This window comes from Clostridium sp. HBUAS56017, from assembly GCF_007115085.1.
In the GTDB taxonomy this organism is placed as follows: Bacteria; Bacillota; Clostridia; order Clostridiales; family Clostridiaceae; genus Clostridium; species Clostridium cibarium.
This window is the reverse complement of the sequence record NZ_SULK01000036.1, coordinates 1-20,275: the sequence shown is the minus strand read 5'-3', so window position 1 is coordinate 20,275 and position 20,275 is coordinate 1. Positions and strand designations below refer to the sequence as shown.

General features: G+C 29.3%; 16 protein-coding genes, 2 tRNA genes, 1 rRNA gene and 1 other annotated feature. Of the genes, 2 read left to right on the top strand and 17 right to left on the bottom strand.

Annotated elements, in window-relative coordinates; translation table 11 throughout:
- Positions 1-4 precede the first annotated feature (4 nt).
- Positions 5-89, bottom strand: a sequence feature (5S ribosomal RNA rRNA prediction is too short).
- A gap of 159 nt (positions 90-248) precedes the next feature.
- Positions 249-3,449 (bottom strand): thioester reductase domain-containing protein, encoded by a 3,201-nt coding sequence (locus tag FAY47_RS19150; protein WP_143318533.1) that lies wholly within the window; start codon positions 3,447-3,449, stop codon positions 249-251.
- Between the two features lie 281 nt (positions 3,450-3,730).
- On the opposite strand from FAY47_RS19150, the gene FAY47_RS19145 reads away from it, so the two are divergent.
- On the top strand, positions 3,731-4,468 hold the full coding sequence (locus FAY47_RS19145) for an NAD-dependent protein deacylase (RefSeq protein WP_143318532.1): 738 nt from the start codon (positions 3,731-3,733) through the stop codon (positions 4,466-4,468).
- Between the two features lie 60 nt (positions 4,469-4,528).
- Here FAY47_RS19145 and FAY47_RS19140 read toward each other — a convergent pair whose 3' ends face one another.
- The 10 genes from FAY47_RS19140 to FAY47_RS19095 all read right to left on the bottom strand — a co-directional run bounded on the left by FAY47_RS19140 (position 4,529) and on the right by FAY47_RS19095 (position 16,905).
- Positions 4,529-5,362: a methyl-accepting chemotaxis protein gene (locus FAY47_RS19140; protein ID WP_143318531.1), complete on the bottom strand. Its 834-nt coding sequence runs from the start codon at positions 5,360-5,362 to the stop codon at positions 4,529-4,531.
- A gap of 213 nt (positions 5,363-5,575) precedes the next feature.
- A complete protein-coding gene (locus FAY47_RS19135; RefSeq protein ID WP_143318530.1) occupies positions 5,576-6,505 on the bottom strand; it encodes a type II CAAX endopeptidase family protein in 930 nt (309 codons plus the stop codon).
- A gap of 154 nt (positions 6,506-6,659) precedes the next feature.
- Entirely contained in the window at positions 6,660-7,907 is a 1,248-nt protein-coding gene (locus tag FAY47_RS19130; RefSeq protein WP_143318529.1) for a competence/damage-inducible protein A, read from the bottom strand.
- Positions 7,908-8,251: 344 nt separating this feature from the next.
- Positions 8,252-9,208, bottom strand: coding sequence for an ROK family protein (locus FAY47_RS19125; RefSeq protein ID WP_143318528.1), 957 nt, complete (start codon positions 9,206-9,208; stop codon positions 8,252-8,254).
- 76 nt (positions 9,209-9,284) lie between these two features.
- Positions 9,285-9,521, bottom strand: coding sequence for a hypothetical protein (locus FAY47_RS19120; RefSeq protein WP_143318527.1), 237 nt, complete (start codon positions 9,519-9,521; stop codon positions 9,285-9,287).
- Between the two features lie 161 nt (positions 9,522-9,682).
- Complete coding sequence (fusA, locus tag FAY47_RS19115; RefSeq protein WP_143318526.1) at positions 9,683-11,779, bottom strand: elongation factor G; 2,097 nt, start codon at positions 11,777-11,779, stop codon at positions 9,683-9,685.
- Positions 11,780-12,102: 323 nt separating this feature from the next.
- Positions 12,103-12,507: a GtrA family protein gene (locus FAY47_RS19110; protein ID WP_143318525.1), complete on the bottom strand. Its 405-nt coding sequence runs from the start codon at positions 12,505-12,507 to the stop codon at positions 12,103-12,105.
- 10 nt (positions 12,508-12,517) lie between these two features.
- Positions 12,518-13,483 carry a glycosyltransferase family 2 protein gene (locus FAY47_RS19105; RefSeq protein WP_143318524.1) on the bottom strand — a complete coding sequence of 322 codons (966 nt, stop codon included), beginning with the start codon at positions 13,481-13,483 and terminating at the stop codon, positions 12,518-12,520.
- 34 nt (positions 13,484-13,517) lie between these two features.
- Positions 13,518-15,377: an LTA synthase family protein gene (locus tag FAY47_RS19100; protein ID WP_143318523.1), complete on the bottom strand. Its 1,860-nt coding sequence runs from the start codon at positions 15,375-15,377 to the stop codon at positions 13,518-13,520.
- Between the two features lie 13 nt (positions 15,378-15,390).
- Positions 15,391-16,905, bottom strand: a complete 1,515-nt coding sequence (locus tag FAY47_RS19095) for a hypothetical protein (RefSeq protein WP_185966909.1) — start codon at positions 16,903-16,905, stop codon at positions 15,391-15,393.
- A 193-nt stretch (positions 16,906-17,098) separates the two neighbouring features.
- Here FAY47_RS19095 and FAY47_RS19090 point away from each other — a divergent pair, with 193 nt between their 5' ends.
- On the top strand, positions 17,099-18,466 hold the full coding sequence (locus FAY47_RS19090; RefSeq protein ID WP_143318522.1) for a DUF2334 domain-containing protein: 1,368 nt from the start codon (positions 17,099-17,101) through the stop codon (positions 18,464-18,466).
- Between the two features lie 56 nt (positions 18,467-18,522).
- On the opposite strand, the gene FAY47_RS19085 is transcribed toward FAY47_RS19090, so the two are convergent.
- The 6 genes from FAY47_RS19085 to rrf form a co-directional block, all read right to left on the bottom strand.
- Positions 18,523-18,972 carry a VanZ family protein gene (locus FAY47_RS19085; protein WP_143318521.1) on the bottom strand — a complete coding sequence of 150 codons (450 nt, stop codon included), beginning with the start codon at positions 18,970-18,972 and terminating at the stop codon, positions 18,523-18,525.
- A gap of 71 nt (positions 18,973-19,043) precedes the next feature.
- Entirely contained in the window at positions 19,044-19,487 is a 444-nt protein-coding gene (locus FAY47_RS19080; protein ID WP_143318520.1) for a hypothetical protein, read from the bottom strand.
- A gap of 95 nt (positions 19,488-19,582) precedes the next feature.
- On the bottom strand, positions 19,583-19,729 hold the full coding sequence (locus FAY47_RS20495; protein WP_185966910.1) for a hypothetical protein: 147 nt from the start codon (positions 19,727-19,729) through the stop codon (positions 19,583-19,585).
- Between the two features lie 296 nt (positions 19,730-20,025).
- A tRNA-Ala gene (locus FAY47_RS19075) sits at positions 20,026-20,101 on the bottom strand.
- A 4-nt stretch (positions 20,102-20,105) separates the two neighbouring features.
- A tRNA-Ile gene (locus FAY47_RS19070) sits at positions 20,106-20,182 on the bottom strand.
- An 8-nt stretch (positions 20,183-20,190) separates the two neighbouring features.
- Positions 20,191-20,275, bottom strand: a 5S ribosomal RNA gene (gene rrf / locus FAY47_RS19065); the annotation flags it as partial.

Below are 20,275 nucleotides of genomic sequence, written 5' to 3'. Positions count from 1 at the left end.
GTCTCCCATGCAGTACCATCAGCGCTGTAGAGCTTAACTTTCCTGTTCGGAATGGAAAGGAGTGTTTCCTCTACGCCATTATCACTAGATACAAGTAGTATTATAACTACAAAATTCCCCTATGTCAAACATTATTTATCTAACTTCTCCGTTTTTTACTGTAACTAATAATATATATTAACTAAATTATTTATATAGTAATCATGGAACTAGAAACCTTTATCTAGCTCCATAATTACTATTATATATTAAACAAAATTCTTTAAATACTTTTTAATTATCTCTGCATCCATTGGTTCACAGCTAATATTAGTTCCCTTTAAAGCATTTTCAGTATTCGTAGTTTGTAAAGTTGCTGCCATTTCTCCATATCTACTCTCAAAATTCTCACTTGCATTCTTTTTTACTATTTTGAAAAGAGATTCTAATAACTTCAAAGGATGTTCACTTCCTGAATTAAACAAATTTTCTTTCCAAGTAGCATAATCAATAGGCCTAGTTTCATAACCACACTCATTTATAATTTTTCCTAACTCTCTAATAGGTAAGTGAACACTATTTAATAAGTTATAAGCTTTTCCATACGCTTGGCCTTGTTTTGAAATATTTACTATAGCCTCAGCTATATAATCCACTTGAGTCATGTGCATCTTCATATCTACATCTGGATATGTCTTTGTTTGAATCATAGCTTTAATTGTTCTACTAACTGAATCACTATACTTCCATATACCAGTATCATTAGCTCCTGTTATCTCTCCTGGTCTATATATTGCTGCTCTTAAACCTCTTTCTCTTGCGAGATGTATTATATTTTCTGCTACCCACTTACTTTCACTATATGATAGATAATAACCTGTACAATTTGCAAGTGGATCATCTTCAGATACACTCTTTTCAAAATAACATGAATTATCAAAAACACTATAAGAAGATACATAATTATAATATTTTTGTTTTCCTTCACATGCAAAAGCAATAGTTCTCACTGTTCCTAACACATTAGTATCTTTTAATCTTTCATATGGATATATAAAATTTAATATTGCTCCATTATGATACACCGTATCTACAATTTCACTAAGATATTTATATCTTTCTTCTTCTATTCCTAATAATGGTTTATCTAGAGATCCTATTACTGGAATGACATATTCTCTATATTCATCTTTCCACAAGTTATAATACTCCATATTCTCTTTTAATCTTCTTAATCCATCTTCATCATTTTTAGCCCTTACATGGCAGTATAATTTAGCTTTAGTTTCTGTTAATAATGTATTAATCAAATATGCCCCTACAAATCCAGTGGTTCCAGTTATGAATATATTCTGCATAGGAGGGTTGGTATCTTCATATTTCTTAGCATAAATACTTTCATCCAATTTAACTTCATCATATAAATAGCTCTTATCTTTCTCTAATTGACCAACATCTTCTCCATTAAGAACTTTATCGATATACTGTCCAATCTTTTCTATTGTAGGATTGTCAAATATAAACGATATTGGAATGCTTACAGAAAACATATTCTCTATATTGGTTGTAAGGCCTAATACTTGTAGAGAATCCATTCCTAGATTTAATAAGTTATCATTAGATCCAGCCTTATATGAAAATTCTTTATTAATTATATTTCCTAATGCCTTTTCTGTTTCTGTACCATATTCTATAGGTTCATTGTTATTAATGGAGTTAACTTTTTTACCTAAGTCTATTAATTCTAACTTACATTCTTTATATAAGCTAGCAGATTTCATTATTGATATTTTTCCATTATCAGCTCTTGGAAGAACTCCTCTTCTTACAAATTCAACTTCATAAGGTGATACTTCAAAATATTCTAGTACACATGCATTTATTTTATTAGTTACTTCCTCTAAGTCATAACTTTTTATATCTTTCTCTGACATTTCTGAGACAATTATCAATCTTTCCTTATCTTCCTTTACTATTGAAAATGGAACTATAGTAGCATAATTTAACTCAGATATTTTTTCCTTTAATTTTACTACAATATCATTTGGCAATATATTATTTCCATTAATTATTATAAGTTCTTTTATACGTCCTGTAACATAAACTTTCTTATTTTTTATAATACCTAAATCTCCTGTTCGAAGAAATTTTCCGCTATACCCTTCCAATTTCCCATCAAATGTCTCTCTTGTTGCAATTTCGTTTTTATAATATCCTTGAGCAATACAAGGTCCTTGTACCCATAACTCTCCAAATTCATCTTCTTCACATTCTTTTAGAGTTGTAGGATTTACAACCTTTATATCTACATATTTTATAGCTTCACCGTTTCCTATAAATTCAATTTCATTTTTAGTATTATCACTTGCTAATACTAACCTACCTGCCTGATATTCATCAAGATCAATATCTATCCTTTCATCTTCGCTATAATTTGTATTTCCACATACCCCACAAGTAGCTTCTGCAAGTCCATATCCTATTATAAATTTTTCTATATTAACACCAAAATCCTTATATTCATCAGCAAATCTCTTCATAGTTGAATAATTAACTATCTCAGAGCCGTTTAAAAATGCTTTTAAATTAGATAAATCGATTCCTTTCAACCTGGTTGCAGGTACCAACTTTGGATAAGATTCATAAACTGAATTTGGCGCTAGAGTACTATCTGCTTTAAATTCGCTCAATCCTTCAAACCATCTAGATGGTTTTTCTAAAAATGCACTTGGTGACATTATCCCTGTACAAATACCACCATTAACAACAGATGTAAAAATTAAAAATACAAGTCCTAAATTATGAAAGAATGGTACCCATCCAAATAATCTTTTTAGTTCTATTTGTTCGAAACTTGAATTTATTGCACTTAATAAATTTCCATATGATATCATAACACCTTTTGGTGCACTAGTAGATCCTGATGAATATTGAATATATACAATATCATCTAATGATATTTCTTCTGGTATAAAGTTCTTATTATCATTACATTTTTCTACATCAATTATTTTGAGTTCTTGAAATGCTTCTATACCCTTTTTATCTTTTTTTAATTTTTCTAAAATCTCACTAACTTCCTCTTTTAGTTCATTACCACATAATATAAATTTAGGATTACAAGACTCCACCACTGATGTAAATCTCATCATTTTATTGGAATCTGTTGGTGGTGGAATAATAGTAAATATTGTTCCTGCTAGCATTGATCCTACCGCAGCTAAAATATTATCTGCTGTCTGTGTAGAAAAAATTACTACCCTATCTCCTTTTTTTGCTCCTCTTTCTTTTATTGTAGCCGCTATAGCTGCTGACTTTTCAACTAAATCAGCTCTTGTTAACTTAACTTCACGCTTTTCATCTCTAGTATATTCATAGAAATTAAAACACACTTCATCTTCTCTCCTAAGTGCATTTTCTTTAAGTAGTTTCCAAAAATTTTCTTGATGTTCTTTAATATAATACTTCATTATTTTTCACCTCTCGATATTATTTCCTACCCTGTTTTATGTAGTTTATTCCTAAATTTGTTATAATACAATAATATTGCCATAACTTTAACGAAAATTATATTGTTTGTCTATAAAATATTAATAAATTCAATCAAAATGTTACAGTTTTATCTATTCCATAAACTATGAAAGAACGGAAAGAAACATATAGAGATTCAGAGGCATTTTTATTTATATGTTTTATTTTTACTTTTATTTATGCAATAATAAAAATATAAAATAAAAACGGAGATGATTTTATGAGTAATGAAATAGAAAAGTTAGCTCAAATACTTAGAGAAAGTAGCAATATAGTATTCTTCGGTGGAGCAGGTGTAAGCACATCTTCAGGCATACCAGACTTTAGAAGCTCAAGCGGTTTATGGAACGAAAAACTTAAGATAAATTTTACTCCTGAGCAATTAGTCTCACATACTTTCTTCATAAGATATCCAGAAGAATTTTTTAAGTTCTATAAAGATAAATTGATTTATCCAAATGCAAAACCTAATGGATGTCATATAGCTTTAGCTAAACTAGAAGAAATGGGTAAACTTAAGGCTGTAGTTACTCAAAACATTGATGGTTTACATCAAGCAGCTGGTTCTAAAAAAGTTTATGAATTACATGGATCTGTTCTCAGAAATTACTGTATGGATTGTAATGCTTTTTATGATGAGAAATTTATTTTAGAATCAAAAGGTATACCTACTTGCCCTAAATGCGGTGGAAAAGTTAAACCTGATGTAGTTCTTTATGAAGAAGGATTAGACAATGATGTTATTACTGGTGCTGTAAGAGCTATATCTCAAGCCGACACCTTAATTATTGGTGGAACTTCACTTGTTGTTTATCCTGCTGCAGGACTTATTGATTACTTTAGAGGGAAAAATCTAATTCTTATAAATAAGAGTACAACTTCTGCTGATAATAAAGCTGACTTAATTATTAATGACGATATTGCTGAAGTTTTAAATAAAGCACTTACCTACTTATAAAACAATACAAAAAGCAAAAAAGTACAGAAGCTATAAATGCTTCTGTACTTCTCACAAATATTATAATTTCTCAGATAATTCCTCTAGCAATTTTGAAGTTGAATTTAATTCAGTTATAGATGCTGTTATTTGTTCTAACGCTGCCGATTGACTTTGAGAAACTTCATTTGCCGATGTTAATTTATCTGTTATATTTTGAATCGACACAGAAATATTTTTTATTACAGAATCTATTTTCTTAATAGATTCTGATGATGAATTAGACAATTTTCTTATTTCTTGCGCAACTACGTTGAACCCTTTACCATTTTCTCCTGCTCTAGCTGCTTCTATTGCTGCATTTAGTCCTAATAAATTTGTCTGCGAAGATACCCCTTGTATAAAATTAACTACTTCATCAGTATCCTTTGCCCTATCATTGGCTTCCTTACTTTGCCCTAGTACCTCTTCATTCATTGTAGCTAATTGCTGTACCCCTAAGGCAACTTCATTAATTCCAATTGATATTTGAGATAATGAATCTGCTAAATTGCTTGCAATATTTGTTACTTCATTTTTCTTAGCTAAACTCTTCCCAACTACAAAAACTCCAACAACTTCATTACCTTCTTTTATTGGAATTGCATATGATTTAAAAGGTACCCCATAAACATGCTCTGGAACCACTTTTACTATTGTTTTTCCACTTATCAAAGCATCACTTACAGCACCTTCTTTAGGTATTAAATCTCCTTTGTTTGCTCCTAAAACTAGTTCATCACAGTATTTTGAGTATAAATATTTTTCCTTATCAGTTATTGCCATTGATATCTCGTTATCAAAAATAACATCAAAATATGGAGAAACATTATACAGTTCATTAATTGTTTGATTCTCAGAAATTCTATCTTCCATTTTCTCCTCCCAATTATCACTTTAGAATTTAGCCCACATAAAATTAGATCCCCTTATATAATTTTAATACACAATGTACATAATGTCTAATTAACCCAAGTATTCTTCTTTTGATTTATAATGTTTTAGTACTATATATAGTATTAAAACATTCCACTCTAAAGCATTAAATCTACCCTAAATAGTTTCTTACTATTTAAGGTAGATTCCTACTTATCTAAAAAATATCATTGCTATTACATATACTACAATTATCCCCATAAAAGGTAAATTAATAATGTTCTCTTTTTGCTCAATTGCAACATCTCTTGTTTGTGTAACTCCTAATTCAAAATTTCGTATACTATTTATTTCTTCTAACTTCTTTATTAATTTATATATTAACCCTGCAAGACAAATGCCTATAACTACAGCGACCTGTATTGTAGCAAACTTATTATCTAAAGACATCTTAGTCGCATCTACATCATTAGCTGCTTTTAATGCTTCACTATTATAAACAAAATTTACCTTTTGCAAGGTCGTTGATAAGGTATTTATTATAAAATGTATTAACATTGACGAAAATATGCTATTAGTTACTCTTACTACATATGCCATGATAAAACCTAAAGCTGTTGCATACAAAAATTGATGTAAATCTAAATGAAATATCCCGAATAATAAACCTGTCATTAAAGCAGCTTTAAATTTAGTTTGTCCATCATAACCAGATAAAATAATTCCTCTAAGATTAATTTCTTCAGTAATAGCTGGCATAACTCCAAATAATAATACCATAATTATATATGGTGTTGATGATATTGACGTCATATATTCAGCTAAGTTATTTTTAGTGAATAGTGAGCCTATTATTGAAACACATGTCATTAAAGGCCATGCAATTAATGCTATTACAACTATTAATCCCGCATCCTTTAGATATAACTTATTTAACCTAAGTGTCTCCTTCACATTGCTTTTTGTTACAATTAAATATATTATAGCAGGTATAAAGAATAAAATAATATGATTCCCAAGTAGCATAATCTTTGTATCTCTAACACCTAAAAAATAATATATATATCTTAACCCATAAGGTATAATAATAGATCCTATTAAAATTAGCATAAAATATATATTACTTTTATATAACTTTTTCATTAATCATCCTCCTTATTTCAATTACCATGTATAATTATTTCATTGTAAGGAAATAATTATTAATGAAGCGAGATGCTTTTATAATCGCCTCTCCCCCATTTTATTTATATACGTTTCAATCCCTCTTAGTTTATAAGGGGGATTGATTCTTATATTAAACTATATTATCTTGCAATATAGTTCTTCTAACCTTATCTAATGCAGTAATAGTTGCTTTATTTCTGACTTCTTCTCTATTACCATTGAATACTTGTCTATATACTCTTATCTGGCCTTTATAGTACACTCCTATATATACTAATCCAACTGGTTTTTCTTCTGTTCCACCCCCTGGCCCAGCTATTCCTGTTGTAACTATAGATATATCCGATCCTGTCCTTTTTGAAATTCCTAACGCCATTTCCTTTGCAGTTTCTTCACTTACTGCTCCATATCTTTTTAATGTATCTTGACTAACCCCTAATGTTCTTACTTTAGCTTCATTAGAATATGTTACCGCTCCTTCTAGAAAAGCTTGTGATATGCCTGGATAATTTATAAGCCTACTAGCTATCATTCCTCCTGTACAAGATTCTGCTGTAGAAATTGTTAGTCCTTTATTAATAAGCAAATCTCCTATAACTTCTTCAAGTTTAGTATTTTCCCCTTCAGCATAACAATCAATTCCTAATTTTTCTTTGATAGCTTCCTTAACAGGTTTTATCAAATCTAAAGCCTCATTCCCATCTTTGCCACTTGCTGTTATTCTAAATATTACATCTTCTTCTTTTGCATATGGTGCTACAGTAGGATTTACTCCTGAATCTATTATATCTTTTAGTTTTTCTGCAGCAAAACTTTCTCCTAATCCTAAAACTCTAACTACTTCAGATTTAATAATACCATTTCCCATTGGAATAAGAAACTTTTTAACATGGTTAAGGTACATAGGCTTCATTTCTTTTGGAGGCCCTGGCAAAATAACTATTATCTTATTATTTTTCTCAAATATAGCTCCTGGCGCAGTCCCATTAGGATTTGCAAGCACCTTAGCATTCCTTGGAAAATAAACTTGTTTTAAATTACTTTCTGTAACTTCTTTTCCAGCTCTCTTGAATATGGATAACAAGGTCTCATATGATTCTTTATGTAATTCTAATTCCATTTCAAAATACTTGCATACAGTTTCTTTAGTTAAATCATCACCAGTAGGCCCTAATCCTCCTGTAGTAATAACTATATCACTTCTTTTTAATGCCTCATCTATCGCTTCAATAAGCCTTGCTTGATTATCACCAACTACTTCTTGCCTATACACCCCTATCCCTATAGATGCCAGCTCTTTAGATAAAAATTGAGCGTTAGTATTTACAATATCGCCCAATAATATTTCTGTCCCTACCGCAATTATTTCTGCTTTCATATCATCCCTCCATTTAGCACTTTTTGTATATATTTATTATATCATACTTAAAATTAATTTAAGGGAGCAAAGCTCCCTTAAAAATTCAGTATATGGGCTATTCCTAATTACTTAGGAATAGCGTATATATAATAAATTCTTCCTCTCACTATAGTATCACGTGTAGTAAAACAATAAATTTTTTTGTCATATTTAAGCTTCAATATGTATGAGAAGAAGAATTTAATTCCTACACTCATAACATATGTAATCTATATATGATTTATTCATATATTTTTACTTCTATAATAGAATAAAAGCTTGAAAATAACTCTTCAATTATTTTCAAGCTTTTATTTAAAAAATTAATTATTATTTTTACTTTCTAAGATAGCCAATGCCACAGCACCAACAACTCCTGCATTACTTCCTAATCCTGCTGGAGCTATTTCACATGATTCCGCCATGTTTTTAAAGCATCTTTTGTTTACAACTTCTCTTACCTTATTAAATAGTATGTCTCCTACTTGTGCTACACCGCCACCTATAATAACCATCTCTGGATCAAATATAGCTACAGAATTTGCTACACCAATTCCAAGATAATTCAAAGCTTCTTCTACTATGTCTTTTGACACTTCGTCCCCTTTTTCAGCTTCCTTAAACACTTCATATGATGTTACATTCTCATATTGTTTTAATGATGTTTCAACATTTGTTGCAACAGCTTCTTTTCCTCTTTTACCAATTGCAGTTCCTGATGATACAGCCTCCAAACAACCTATATTACCACAATTACATCTTGGTCCATTAGGAGCTACTGTTGTATGTCCAATTTCCAATGCATTGCATGTATTTCCTCTGTAAATATTGCCATTTAATACAGCTCCACCACCAACACCAGTGCTTACTGTAAAATATACAATATTCTTTTTACCTTTACCTGCTCCAAACATAAATTCTCCAATGGCTGCTACATTTGCATCATTATCTAAATATACAGGTATATCAAATCTTTCCATTAAAGGCTTTACTACATTGTAATTTTTAAATGGAAGATTTGGAGTAGTAATAATTACTCCTGTAACTGCATCCAATGGTCCAGGTGATCCTATACCTATAGATTCTACCTCATCTGTTGTTACTCTAGCTTTTTCTAAAACCTCTTCTATTGTCCCTATTATCCTATTTAGAACAGGAATTTCCCCTTCCTCAGCTTTAGTCGGAACAACCACATTTTCTACTAATTCCCCATCAAATGTAGCTAAGGCTGTACTTATTTTCGTTCCCCCTAAGTCTATCCCTATTACATACTTTTTCATATAAACCCTCCCGAATAATTTATAAATGTTTACATCTTAATTTTAATCTTAACAAAAAAGAGTTAATTTTACAACTTTATTTGGCTTTATATGCTGTTATATAATAAATTCCTAAACTATCATATCCCTCACTAATTATATAGAAACTGTTATCCTTTAACATAGAATTAATAATATTGATTTCATGTTCATCACTATTATCTAATGTTATGGTAAAACTATCATTGTTATCTACTACTCCAAGATAATCATGAATATTGCTATATTCACTTAACCCTATTTCACCTCTAATATCCATCTTGTAATCTGACATCTTAGTCCTCCTATAATCACCATAATTACTATTTTTCTTAATCAATATATATATCTATGTTTTAATTTTATAAATCATTCATATTTATTTTATCCATGCTTTCTTCTTCTATTCATATTAATTAAAGCTGGAGGACATAAAAATATGTCCTCCATTTTTATCTAAGCTTCATTTTTTAATTCTTTCATTTCTTTACTATTCTCTATTATCCTTAAAGCTTCAGCAGGTGGAACTTCTTCATATTTTTCGAGTTTCATACTGAAATCTCCTCTTGCCTGAGTTATAGATCTTAAATCAGTTGCATATTTAAACATTTCAGCCATAGGAACTTCTGCAACTAGTTTTTGTAAATCACCTTCTGGTTCCATTCCTAAAACTCTTCCTCGTTTCTTATTTAAATCACCTATAACATCCCCCATATATTCATCTGGAATTATTATTTCCACATACATAATAGGCTCTAAAATAATTGGATTTGCTTCTTGTAATCCTTTTTTATATGCTATAGATGCTGCTATCTTAAATGCCATTTCTGAAGAATCAACTGGATGATATGAACCATCATGTAAAGTTGCTCTAATCCCAATAACAGGGTAGCCAGCTAATACACCATGTCTTATACAATCTCTGAGCCCTTTTTCTACCGCTGGTATAAAGTTTCTTGGAACTACTCCACCTACAACTTTATCTACAAATTCAAGATCGCTTTCTTCATCTTTTCTTGCTTCAAAAAGAATCTTTACATCACCATATTGTCCATGTCCTCCTGATTGTTTCTTATGCTTTCCTTGTACATCTGCACTTCCTTTTATAGTTTCTCTATATGGAACTTTAGGATCTCTTAAAATGACATCTACTCCAAATTTATTTTTAAGCTTACTTGCTATTACATCTAAATGAGTTTCTCCTAACCCAGAAATTATTGTTTCAGCATTTTCTATATCTCTAGCAACTGTAAATATAGGATCTTCATCTAGCAACTTATTTAATGCTATTGATATCTTATCCTCATCACCTTTGGCTTTTGGCAGAACAGCCATTGACATTACAGGTTCCGGAAAATTCATCTTGTCATATCTAACTTTATAACTTAAATCACACAAAGTATCTCCAGTAGATGTATACTGTAATTTTGAAATTGCACCTATATCTCCTGCTACAACCTTATCTGTTGCTATTTGATTTTTTCCTCTCATGAAAAATACATGCGATAACTTTTCCATTTTATCTTTTGTGGTATTAATGACGCTTATATCTCCAGACAACTCTCCCGTAATTACTCTAAACAATGATATCTTACCCACAAAAGGGTCTGCTATAGTCTTAAATACTAACGCAGAAAAAGGTTTATCTTCTTCCAATTTTATATATACCTCTTCATTTTTCACTAAATCTATTGCTTTTTGTCTAATTGCATATTTAGGAGACGGAAAACATTCCACTATATCCTCTAATAAAGTATTCATTCCAATTACCTTAGTTGCCGACCCACACATTACTGGTGCAATATCCCCAGATGCACATCCATTAATTAAGCCTTCATAAATTTCTATATCTGAAAGCTCTCCTTCATTAAAATACTTATCTAGCAATACTTCATCTGTCTCAGCAACTGCTTCGGTAATCATTTTCTTACACTCTTCTACTTTGTCTATTAAATTTTCAGGAACCTCACTTGTTTCCATCTTTTTTGTTTTTGGATTGTATATACGTGCTCTTTTAGTAATAACATTTATAACTCCTATGAATTCATCTTCTTTTCCTATTGGATATTGAATAGGAACAACGCTTATTCCAAACCTTTCTTTTAATTCTGCAAGCACCTTATCGTAATTTGAATTTTCTCTATCTAATTTATTTATAAAAAAGGTTCTTGGTAATTTAATTTTTTTACAATAATCCCAAGCTTTTTCTGTTCCAACTTGAACTCCAGTTACTCCACATACTACTATTGTAGCTACATCAACAGCTCTCATAGCTTCTATACTTTCTCCTACGAAGTCAAAATATCCTGGAATATCAACTAAATTTATCTTTACTTTTTCCCACTCTAATGGAACTATAGATGCTGATAAAGAGATTTTTCTCTTTTTTTCTTCTTGATCAAAATCAGATATTGTAGTTCCTTCTTCTATAGAACCTAATCTATCAACTGTTTTCGAATAAAAAAGTAATGATTCTGTTAATGAAGTTTTTCCTGCAGAGCTATGTCCTATTAGCCCCACATTTCTTAAATTATTAATACAATAATCTTTCATATCTGCACCAAAACATTAAAACTGCCTAATGTTTGGCTTCACCTACCTTCCATAACATTTTTAATAAATTTTCTATATGTTATAAATCAAAACTGTACCATTCTAATTTTTATGTTGTACTATAATAAAATAGTCCTTCATAAAAATTAAAAACATCTAAGTAGCTATATGTATATATTCGTTTTTTTTCACATTATACCTTCTAATTTTCTAAATTTTCTGAATACTTTTCATTCTTCCATATACTAATATTAAAATGCTAATTTATCTATAAATAAAAGGTTATCTAAATTAGAACTTAGATTCTAATTTAGATAACCTAATTAGTTAGCCTTTTTAAATGCAAATAATTTCATTAACACAAATGTAACAGGCACTCCTATAGCAGCCGCCAGCCCATAAGCCACCAACTTATATATTCCCATAATATTAAATACTATTACTACAACAATATTTTGAATTACAAAGTTTGGTATATAAGAAATAGCAAACTTTATAAATTTTTTAAATTTAAGTTTTTCTTTAAATGTAATCAAACTATTAAGTAAATATGATATTACAAGTCCTGATATATAACCAAATACAAATGCTAGATTTTCATTAAAAAAACTAGAGTAAATATAAGAAAATACTACTCCATTAAAAGTATTTATTATTCCTATCACAACAAAACTAATAAATTCTTTTGAGAAAAATATTTTTTTTGCCTTATCTATAAAGTTGTTCATTAACTTTCACCTATCTGTCTTTTTTGTCATTATCAATTAGCTTATCTGCTATTATAAACCTTGGTCTTTGTTTAGTTTCATTGTATATCTTACCTACATATTCTCCAATTACTCCAAGAGATAAAAGTTGTATTCCACCAATCATCCATATTGATACAGTCAATGAAGTCCACCCTATACTTGCCTTTCCAATTAATTTAACGATTATAGAATAAATTAATGCTACAAAACTTATAGTAAATATAAAAAAACCTAATCCAGTTATAATTCTTATTGGCTTTATACTAAGCGAAGTTATTCCGTCTAACGCAAAAGCAATCATCTTTTTTAATGGATATTTTGATTCTCCAGCAAATCTTTCATGACGTTCATACTCAACTACTGAATATTTATATCCTATCAAAGGCACTAACCCTCTTAAGAACAAATTTACTTCTCTAAATTGGTTTAATCCATCTAAAGCTCTTTTACTCATTAATCTATAATCGGCATGATTATACATAACATCAGCTCCAAGTACATTCATAAATTTATAAAATCCCAAAGCAGTAGTTCTTTTGAAGAAAGTATCTGTGGCCCTAGAAGAACGAACTCCATAAACTACATCACTTCCGTTATAGTACTCTTCAACAAATTTATCAATTACATCTATATCATCTTGCAAATCTGCATCTAAGGATATTGTCATATCTGCATAATCTTTAGCTGTCATAAGCCCAGCTAACAATGCATTTTGATGTCCCTTATTTCTTGATAGATTTACTCCACTGAATATCTTGTTCTCATTATGTAGTGTTTCTATTATGCTCCAAGTTTTATCTTTTGACCCATCATTCACAAATAGTATTTTGCTATCATCCTTTATTATGTCTATTTCTATCATAGAATTAATCTTTGCTAATAACCTCTTTGCTGTTTCATTTAATACAGCCTCTTCATTATAACATGGTATAACTAAATACAATGTTTCTTTCATTACTCTACCTCCGCACTAATCTAATTTCATACAACTAGTTTCTCGAAAAATAATTATTTTTTATTATTTTTTCTCCTATATTGTATGAATTAAGTAGATGTTCCTTATCATTTTCATTTTTTACGTTTCCAACTATTTTATTCCCCTTTATTATTGTAGCATCTCTATTAGTATTAACTAAAACTCTTCCCATAGAAGTATATTTATACTCTTTTTCTTCCATCCCAATAAGATAACTAATTGTAGGCAATAAATCAACTTGTCCTCCATGAGCTTCAACAAGTTTTGGAGTCATTCCTTTTGAATAAATAACAAGTGGAATCTTATTGTCTACTTCTTTCCACCAATCCCCATCATAACTTAGCTTTTGAATATCATCATTATAATATTTATGTACACCTGTATGATCACCATACATAACTATCATACTATTATCAAGTAATCCTTCCTTTTCCAATTGGTCAAAGAACATTTGAAGTTGCTTATCCATATAATGCACACTTTCAAAATATCCACCTAAATAACTTTCATCAATTTCTTTTGGAAGATTTAATTCTCTATACTCACTACTTATATTAAATGGCCCATGGCTAGACAAAGTAGGCACTTGTAAAAAGAAAGGTTCTTTTTCACTTGATAGCTTTTGAGAGATCTGACTCAAAAGACTTCTATCAGACAGCCCATACCCAACAGTTTCTTCATATCTATAATCATTGATATTCCAAATTTTCTTAACTCCAAACCCATTTTTATGTAGTTCTGTCCAATTAAATTCTCCTGACTCCTCTGCATGTGTGCTTATAGTGGTATATCCATTTCTATTTAATATACTTGGCAAAGAGCTCAAATAACTATTTTCTCCATAATTTAAAGCTGTTATTTTATCTCCTAAAGGAAAAACTGATGTATTCACCATAAAGTCACAATCAATACTATTGCCTGCATTATTCTGCTCATAAAAATTATTAAAATATAACCCTTCCTTGGTTAACTTATTTAAAAACGGGGTAATCTCTTTTCCATTTACAGTTCTATTTATTACAAAGTTCTCTAGAGACTCAATTTGAACAATGATTACATTTTTCCCCTTAGCTATCCCACTATATTCATTAGGTTTCATATTTTCTTGATTTTCCTCAATCCAATTATCTATCTGTTTATCATCTTTGCTAGTTATATCATTAATTTTCTTATTTATAGTTTTGCCAATTTCTACAAGATGATACCCAACTGGACCTGCCGCCTTGGTTGACATAGACACATTCCAACCAGCCTTTACAATTTTAGCATCCCAATCACTTATACCAAATACATCTAATGCTATATATGAAATTAAGATCATAATTATTGAATATCTTATTGTAAAACTAAACTTACCAAAACTTCTTAATTCTGAACATCTTACTTTTCCAATAATAATCCATAATAACATTAAGATTATATCTACAAAGAAAATTATATCTATACCTTTAAAATTATATAACGACTTGCCCAAGGGATTGAAAGTTCCACTATATAGTATATTTTTTAAACCTAATAAATAATTATTTGCTCTAAAATACCATAAATCAGCGATTAATAATATACTATATAATAAGTTAAATATAACCTGAAAAACTATCTGTTTATTTTTCGAAAAAACATACCCAATTGAATAGAATAACAATATAAATGCCAGATACACAAAAGTAAATTTAATATTTATATTAATAGGTTTTATTATATCTGCTGTTCCTACTTGAATTAATGCTAAGAATATAACGGTTTTTATAGTTAAACTTATAACATTAATTAATCGTAATTTACTCATACTTGTTTTCAATAATTTACTCTTTAATTCTATTAGTTTTTTGTACACTCTTTTAACAAAGTCTTTGTAATTTTTTATCGCCATTAATAATACTTCCTTACCTTTTTATTATTAACTTATTCTTAAATAAATCTATAACGCTAAAACAAATCCAACTAACAAATGTAACTAACATTATATCAAAAATGAAATTGAATAGAAACAATTGCTTTGCAGTATCCGCCTTTCCATTTCCTACAAAAGGCATTGGAAATTGAATTGCTCCTATAAGCATAATAGCCCACAATAAAATTATTTTATTTCTAACTTCTCCATTACTTCTGTTTTTTATAAAGGTACATAAAGAAACTGCAAATATGGATAGATATACCCCAATTATGAACCATAACTTAGCTGGCAAGTGATTTTCTCTAAAAGTAGACCAAACTGTAAATCTGTTAAGCTCTTTTATAGACTCCTCACTATCCTCTCTTGAGCATTTTCCAAGGGAAGTACTAGTTATATAAGCTTTACTTGCTGTATACTCCATTCCTTCAATAAGCCTTTTAGGATGAGTTAAATAAAACTTTGCTAATTTTCCATTACTCATCTTGCTATAAAATTCACTCTCTGTTACGTCTGCTCTAGGAACATATTTTTCGTATTCACTTGAATCTAAATATGAATGTTTTCCAGCCTCTACTGCCATCTCTGGGTTTAATCCCATATCAATTAAATCTTGCTCTGGAGTTTCTGATCCATTTAAAACACCAAAGAAAACAGAATTATACTGAGTATCCTTGCTTATATTTCCATTTGTTTTATTTAATTGCACTGGATAAATAACAACTATGGCAAAAAACACTCCCAATTTAATTAATGTTTTCTTTTTGATACTGTTTCTATTATCCCATAGTATCTTTCCTAATAATACCGCTATAAAAGGTAATGCTGTGAGAACTTGCATCTTAGATCCTAAAAATAGAAATGCTGCTATGAATACATACACTATGTTCCGTACAAGCCTAGTATCATCTTTTTTGCCATATTTATAATTTACGTAATTAAGAAATGAGACTATAAACATAATACAAGTGGTAATCATCATAGGTTCTCCATATAAACTATTAAACCATATCAAATAATTCCCATCTAAAAAAATAAATAAAAATATGATACTTAATAAAAATAACTTCAATTTACTTTTTATTTTAAGATTTTTTAATAACAACGTTAATCCCGCAATATATATAATACTATATGCTATAGCCAAATACTGAGTTTTAAATACGTCACTTCCAAGCAACTTACAAATAGCAGAAATACTAAATATCAAATACCCAATACTTGACCCAATTATGGTAAGAAGAATAGATATAATATTCCACGAAATTTTATAATTGGTAACTGTATAATCATAAAATCTTACAAAGTCCGAATTATCTTTATCAGAATCTAATAATGAAAGTCCTGAAGATGTCATAACTCTGTCAAAATCCCCTTGGTCTGCAACTCCTTGTTGTGGATATTTAAATAATACAAAAGTAATTATTATAGCTGCTATTACAACAAATATAAAATAGAATAACTTTTTGTACTTATTATTATCCTTAATCATTTTTTTAAATTCCATTAAGAAATTCCTCCATTATCTAATTTTGCAAATACTAATAATCATTATATCATTATTTATAACTTTTTTTTACTTGTTTTCTAAAGAATTTATTAATATTCCCTAGTGTCTTTCTTAATTTTTCAAATATAATTATATAAGCCTAAGTATATGATATAATTAATACAAATATTAACTTACTTGGAGGATTAAAATGAGAAAACTTAAAAAATGCTTACTTGTATTTATTTCAAGCTTAGCAATTGTACTTATTTCATATGGCGTATTATTCTATTTTAATTTTTTTCAGGAATTTGTCACTGTAAAAGATAATAAAGTACAATGGAACAACCTTCCCGACGACACTTTCAAAAGTTGCTATGCCCCAAAACTTAGCTTTTCTAGTATGCCTGTAACAGAAATTTCACAAACTAGTATTAATTTATTGGGAAATCCTATAAATAATATTAAAGTATTAGAAAAAGCTCAACGATATTATATCCCACTTAAATCAATTTGTACTGTTTTAGGTTTTTCTTTAGTAAAGAATAATTCTGAATTTATATTAACTAAGGATAATATGAATTATATTCTTTCCAATACAGATTGTATTATAAACGGACAATCATATTCCTTAAGGGGAAATCTAATTTTTTATGAAAATAAAGAGTATATATCTATCTCTGACATAGAATATATATTTAACTTAGTAGCTGACTTCGATATGAATAATAAAGTTATCTCCCTACTAACACCATTATCTAATTCAAATAAAAGTGAAAATGAATTAACTGATGGTAAAGTAGCTCTCATTAGACTTGAAGACTTTTCAGCAGAAAGTGTATTGCTAAGTGAATCTGGACAAATGAAATTTAAGATAATAGGTAACTACTTAAACTCTCAGGGTATCAAATATCATATTGCATGGGTCCCTAGATATAAATCTCCATCTAATAATATAGATAATGATTTATTATCTAATATCTCTATAGAGAATGTTGGATTTATAAACACATTAGATTATTTAATTAATCATGGTGGACAAGTTGGTCTTCATGGCTATTCTCATCAAGCTGGAAATAATACAAGTATTAGTGGAATAGAACTATCTCATAAATATAACTCCAGCGAAGAAGCTACTCGCTCTGTTTTAGAAAATGCTATTGATACTGCTAGTGCATTAAATATACCTTGTACGTTTTTTGAAAGTCCACATTACAAAGCTACATCAAAACAAAAAGAGGTAATCAAGGAATATTTCCAATACTTATATGAGCCAAATAGTATTTTAACTTTTCACAAGATACAAAGAGAAAATAATAACTTATTTATTCCAACACCTCTTGGGTACGTTGATAATTTGGATGTTTCCTCTATAGAAAAAGGCCTTGCTCATCCTACCCCTGGAGAATTAGCAAGTTTATTTTATCATCCATACAAGGAACTTAACTTCATTAATTTTAGTAAGGAAAACTTTGGTGTCAAAGTGGATTATTCCTCCAGTTCACCACTGCAACAAATAGTAACTTCAATCAATAGATATAATTACAGAACTATTCATGTTTCTGACCTAAAAAACTAGTCTAAGATAGCTTCCTTATCTTAGACTAGTTTTTCTATATATCTATTAATTACAACCTATAAAACATCCTTCTTTTTCACTTTGCTAATTATATTTCCTACAATGCAAGCAAATATTCCACCTGAAGTATCAATTAAAACATCCGTAAATGCTGCAGTTCTTCCAATTATAAAAGACTGATGAAACTCATCTGAACATGCATATAAAAACACAAATACTATAGCCAATAATCTTGACATGTTTTTTTCCATATATAATATTAGCACTCTATAAGTTAATATAAATAAAATTAAGTATTCAGTAAAGTGAGCTCCCTTTCTAACTATTAGCGTCCCCATTTCACCAAAGTACCCATTTAAATCTAATCCTATAATAGAAAATAATTTAACTACCAACTGACTTTGTTCACTTGATTTATCGCCTGGCAATTGAGACATTATAAATATTACCGTTATCCATAGCATAAATAAAGTCCATCTAGTTATCTCTTTTTTTCTCATTTTCATCTTATTCTCCTAGCTATATTAGTATATTTAATTATATACTATTTATCATATAGTTTTCATAAACATACACTTTATCGTTGTTGTATAATATACTTGTTTATATAGGCTAAAGATTCTTCTAAAACATCTTGTCCTCTTTCCATATCCTCTATCTTTAACTCCAAGTTACATACCCTTTGTTCAACCTGATACATTAATTCCTTAATATCATGTAATAATTTTGCTTCATATGATACTTGTATCCCATCAGAGTCTACATATACTTTTTCTGGAGGAGCTCCACATTCAGTACACTTTGCATAAATGCCTTCTTTCTCTACATCTTTAAATAGTTTAAACATATCATTACTGCATGATGAACAACTAGAAAGCATAATAAAATCATAATAACTTATATCAAATAAATACTTACTACCACAATCCTTACATGTAACCTGTAAATTATTATCTATAGTCTCAATATAAAACTTATTTCCACAACAGCCTTCTTTTTGGCATACTACTGTTCGTATCATTTACCAGCACTCCTTCATATTAATTAAAAATAGTATGTTTTAATATCCTATGAATTTTATATGCTTGTATATATAATTTTATTACATTTATAAATTTAATTATTATCTTCACTTTTCAATTTTAATTCAATCTCTCTTATTTTACTATTTATTATATCTGTATTTTTTCCTGCTAGTAAAATTTGTCTCTTCTCTAGTTTTAGTTCTTTTAGTTTTTTCTCTAAATCTTCTATCTTACGCACGAAAACACTCTCCATCCTTTAAGACAATTATTCTTATACACAAATGTCCTATATGAATTAAATGTTATAATATCTTAAAATACACTTTCTTTTTCATTATAAATTATATAAAATTTACAATACAATGTACATAATTATTAATAGTTAAATTACTACATTTATCTCCATAATATATATTAATATTCATTAAGTTGATAAAAATATTCTATATTTTATTCTCTTCTTGCGATAAATACTTTTAAAAAACAAAGTATATAAATAAAAAGCTATGAATTAAAATTCATAGCTTTTCTTATTGGTGGAGATAAAGAGATTCGAACTCTTGACCCCCTGCGTGCAAGGCAGGTGCTCTCCCAACTGAGCTATACCCCCAAAATGGTGGACCTTCAGGGACTCGAACCCCAGACCTACCGGTTATGAGCCGGTTGCTCTAACCAACTGAGCTAAAGATCCTCATATAGACCTGGCAACGTCTTACTCTCCCACACAGTCTCCCATGCAGTACCATCAGCGCTGTAGAGCTTAACTTTCCTGTTCGGAATGGAA

Coding starts and splice junctions, on each gene's coding strand:
- FAY47_RS19140 (WP_143318531.1), bottom strand. CDS start 5,362: ATGGAAGATAGAATTTCTGAGAATCAAACAATTAATGAACTGTATAAT.
- FAY47_RS19080 (WP_143318520.1), bottom strand. CDS start 19,487: ATGATACGAACAGTAGTATGCCAAAAAGAAGGCTGTTGTGGAAATAAG.
- FAY47_RS19130 (WP_143318529.1), bottom strand. CDS start 7,907: ATGAAAGCAGAAATAATTGCGGTAGGGACAGAAATATTATTGGGCGAT.
- FAY47_RS19085 (WP_143318521.1), bottom strand. CDS start 18,972: ATGAAAATGAGAAAAAAAGAGATAACTAGATGGACTTTATTTATGCTA.
- FAY47_RS19110 (WP_143318525.1), bottom strand. CDS start 12,507: ATGAACAACTTTATAGATAAGGCAAAAAAAATATTTTTCTCAAAAGAA.
- FAY47_RS19125 (WP_143318528.1), bottom strand. CDS start 9,208: ATGAAAAAGTATGTAATAGGGATAGACTTAGGGGGAACGAAAATAAGT.
- FAY47_RS19100 (WP_143318523.1), bottom strand. CDS start 15,377: ATGGCGATAAAAAATTACAAAGACTTTGTTAAAAGAGTGTACAAAAAA.
- FAY47_RS19135 (WP_143318530.1), bottom strand. CDS start 6,505: ATGAAAAAGTTATATAAAAGTAATATATATTTTATGCTAATTTTAATA.
- FAY47_RS19095 (WP_185966909.1), bottom strand. CDS start 16,905: ATGGAATTTAAAAAAATGATTAAGGATAATAATAAGTACAAAAAGTTA.
- FAY47_RS19145 (WP_143318532.1), top strand. CDS start 3,731: ATGAGTAATGAAATAGAAAAGTTAGCTCAAATACTTAGAGAAAGTAGC.
- fusA (WP_143318526.1), bottom strand. CDS start 11,779: ATGAAAGATTATTGTATTAATAATTTAAGAAATGTGGGGCTAATAGGA.
- FAY47_RS19090 (WP_143318522.1), top strand. CDS start 17,099: ATGAGAAAACTTAAAAAATGCTTACTTGTATTTATTTCAAGCTTAGCA.
- FAY47_RS19150 (WP_143318533.1), bottom strand. CDS start 3,449: ATGAAGTATTATATTAAAGAACATCAAGAAAATTTTTGGAAACTACTT.
- FAY47_RS19105 (WP_143318524.1), bottom strand. CDS start 13,483: ATGAAAGAAACATTGTATTTAGTTATACCATGTTATAATGAAGAGGCT.
- FAY47_RS19120 (WP_143318527.1), bottom strand. CDS start 9,521: ATGTCAGATTACAAGATGGATATTAGAGGTGAAATAGGGTTAAGTGAA.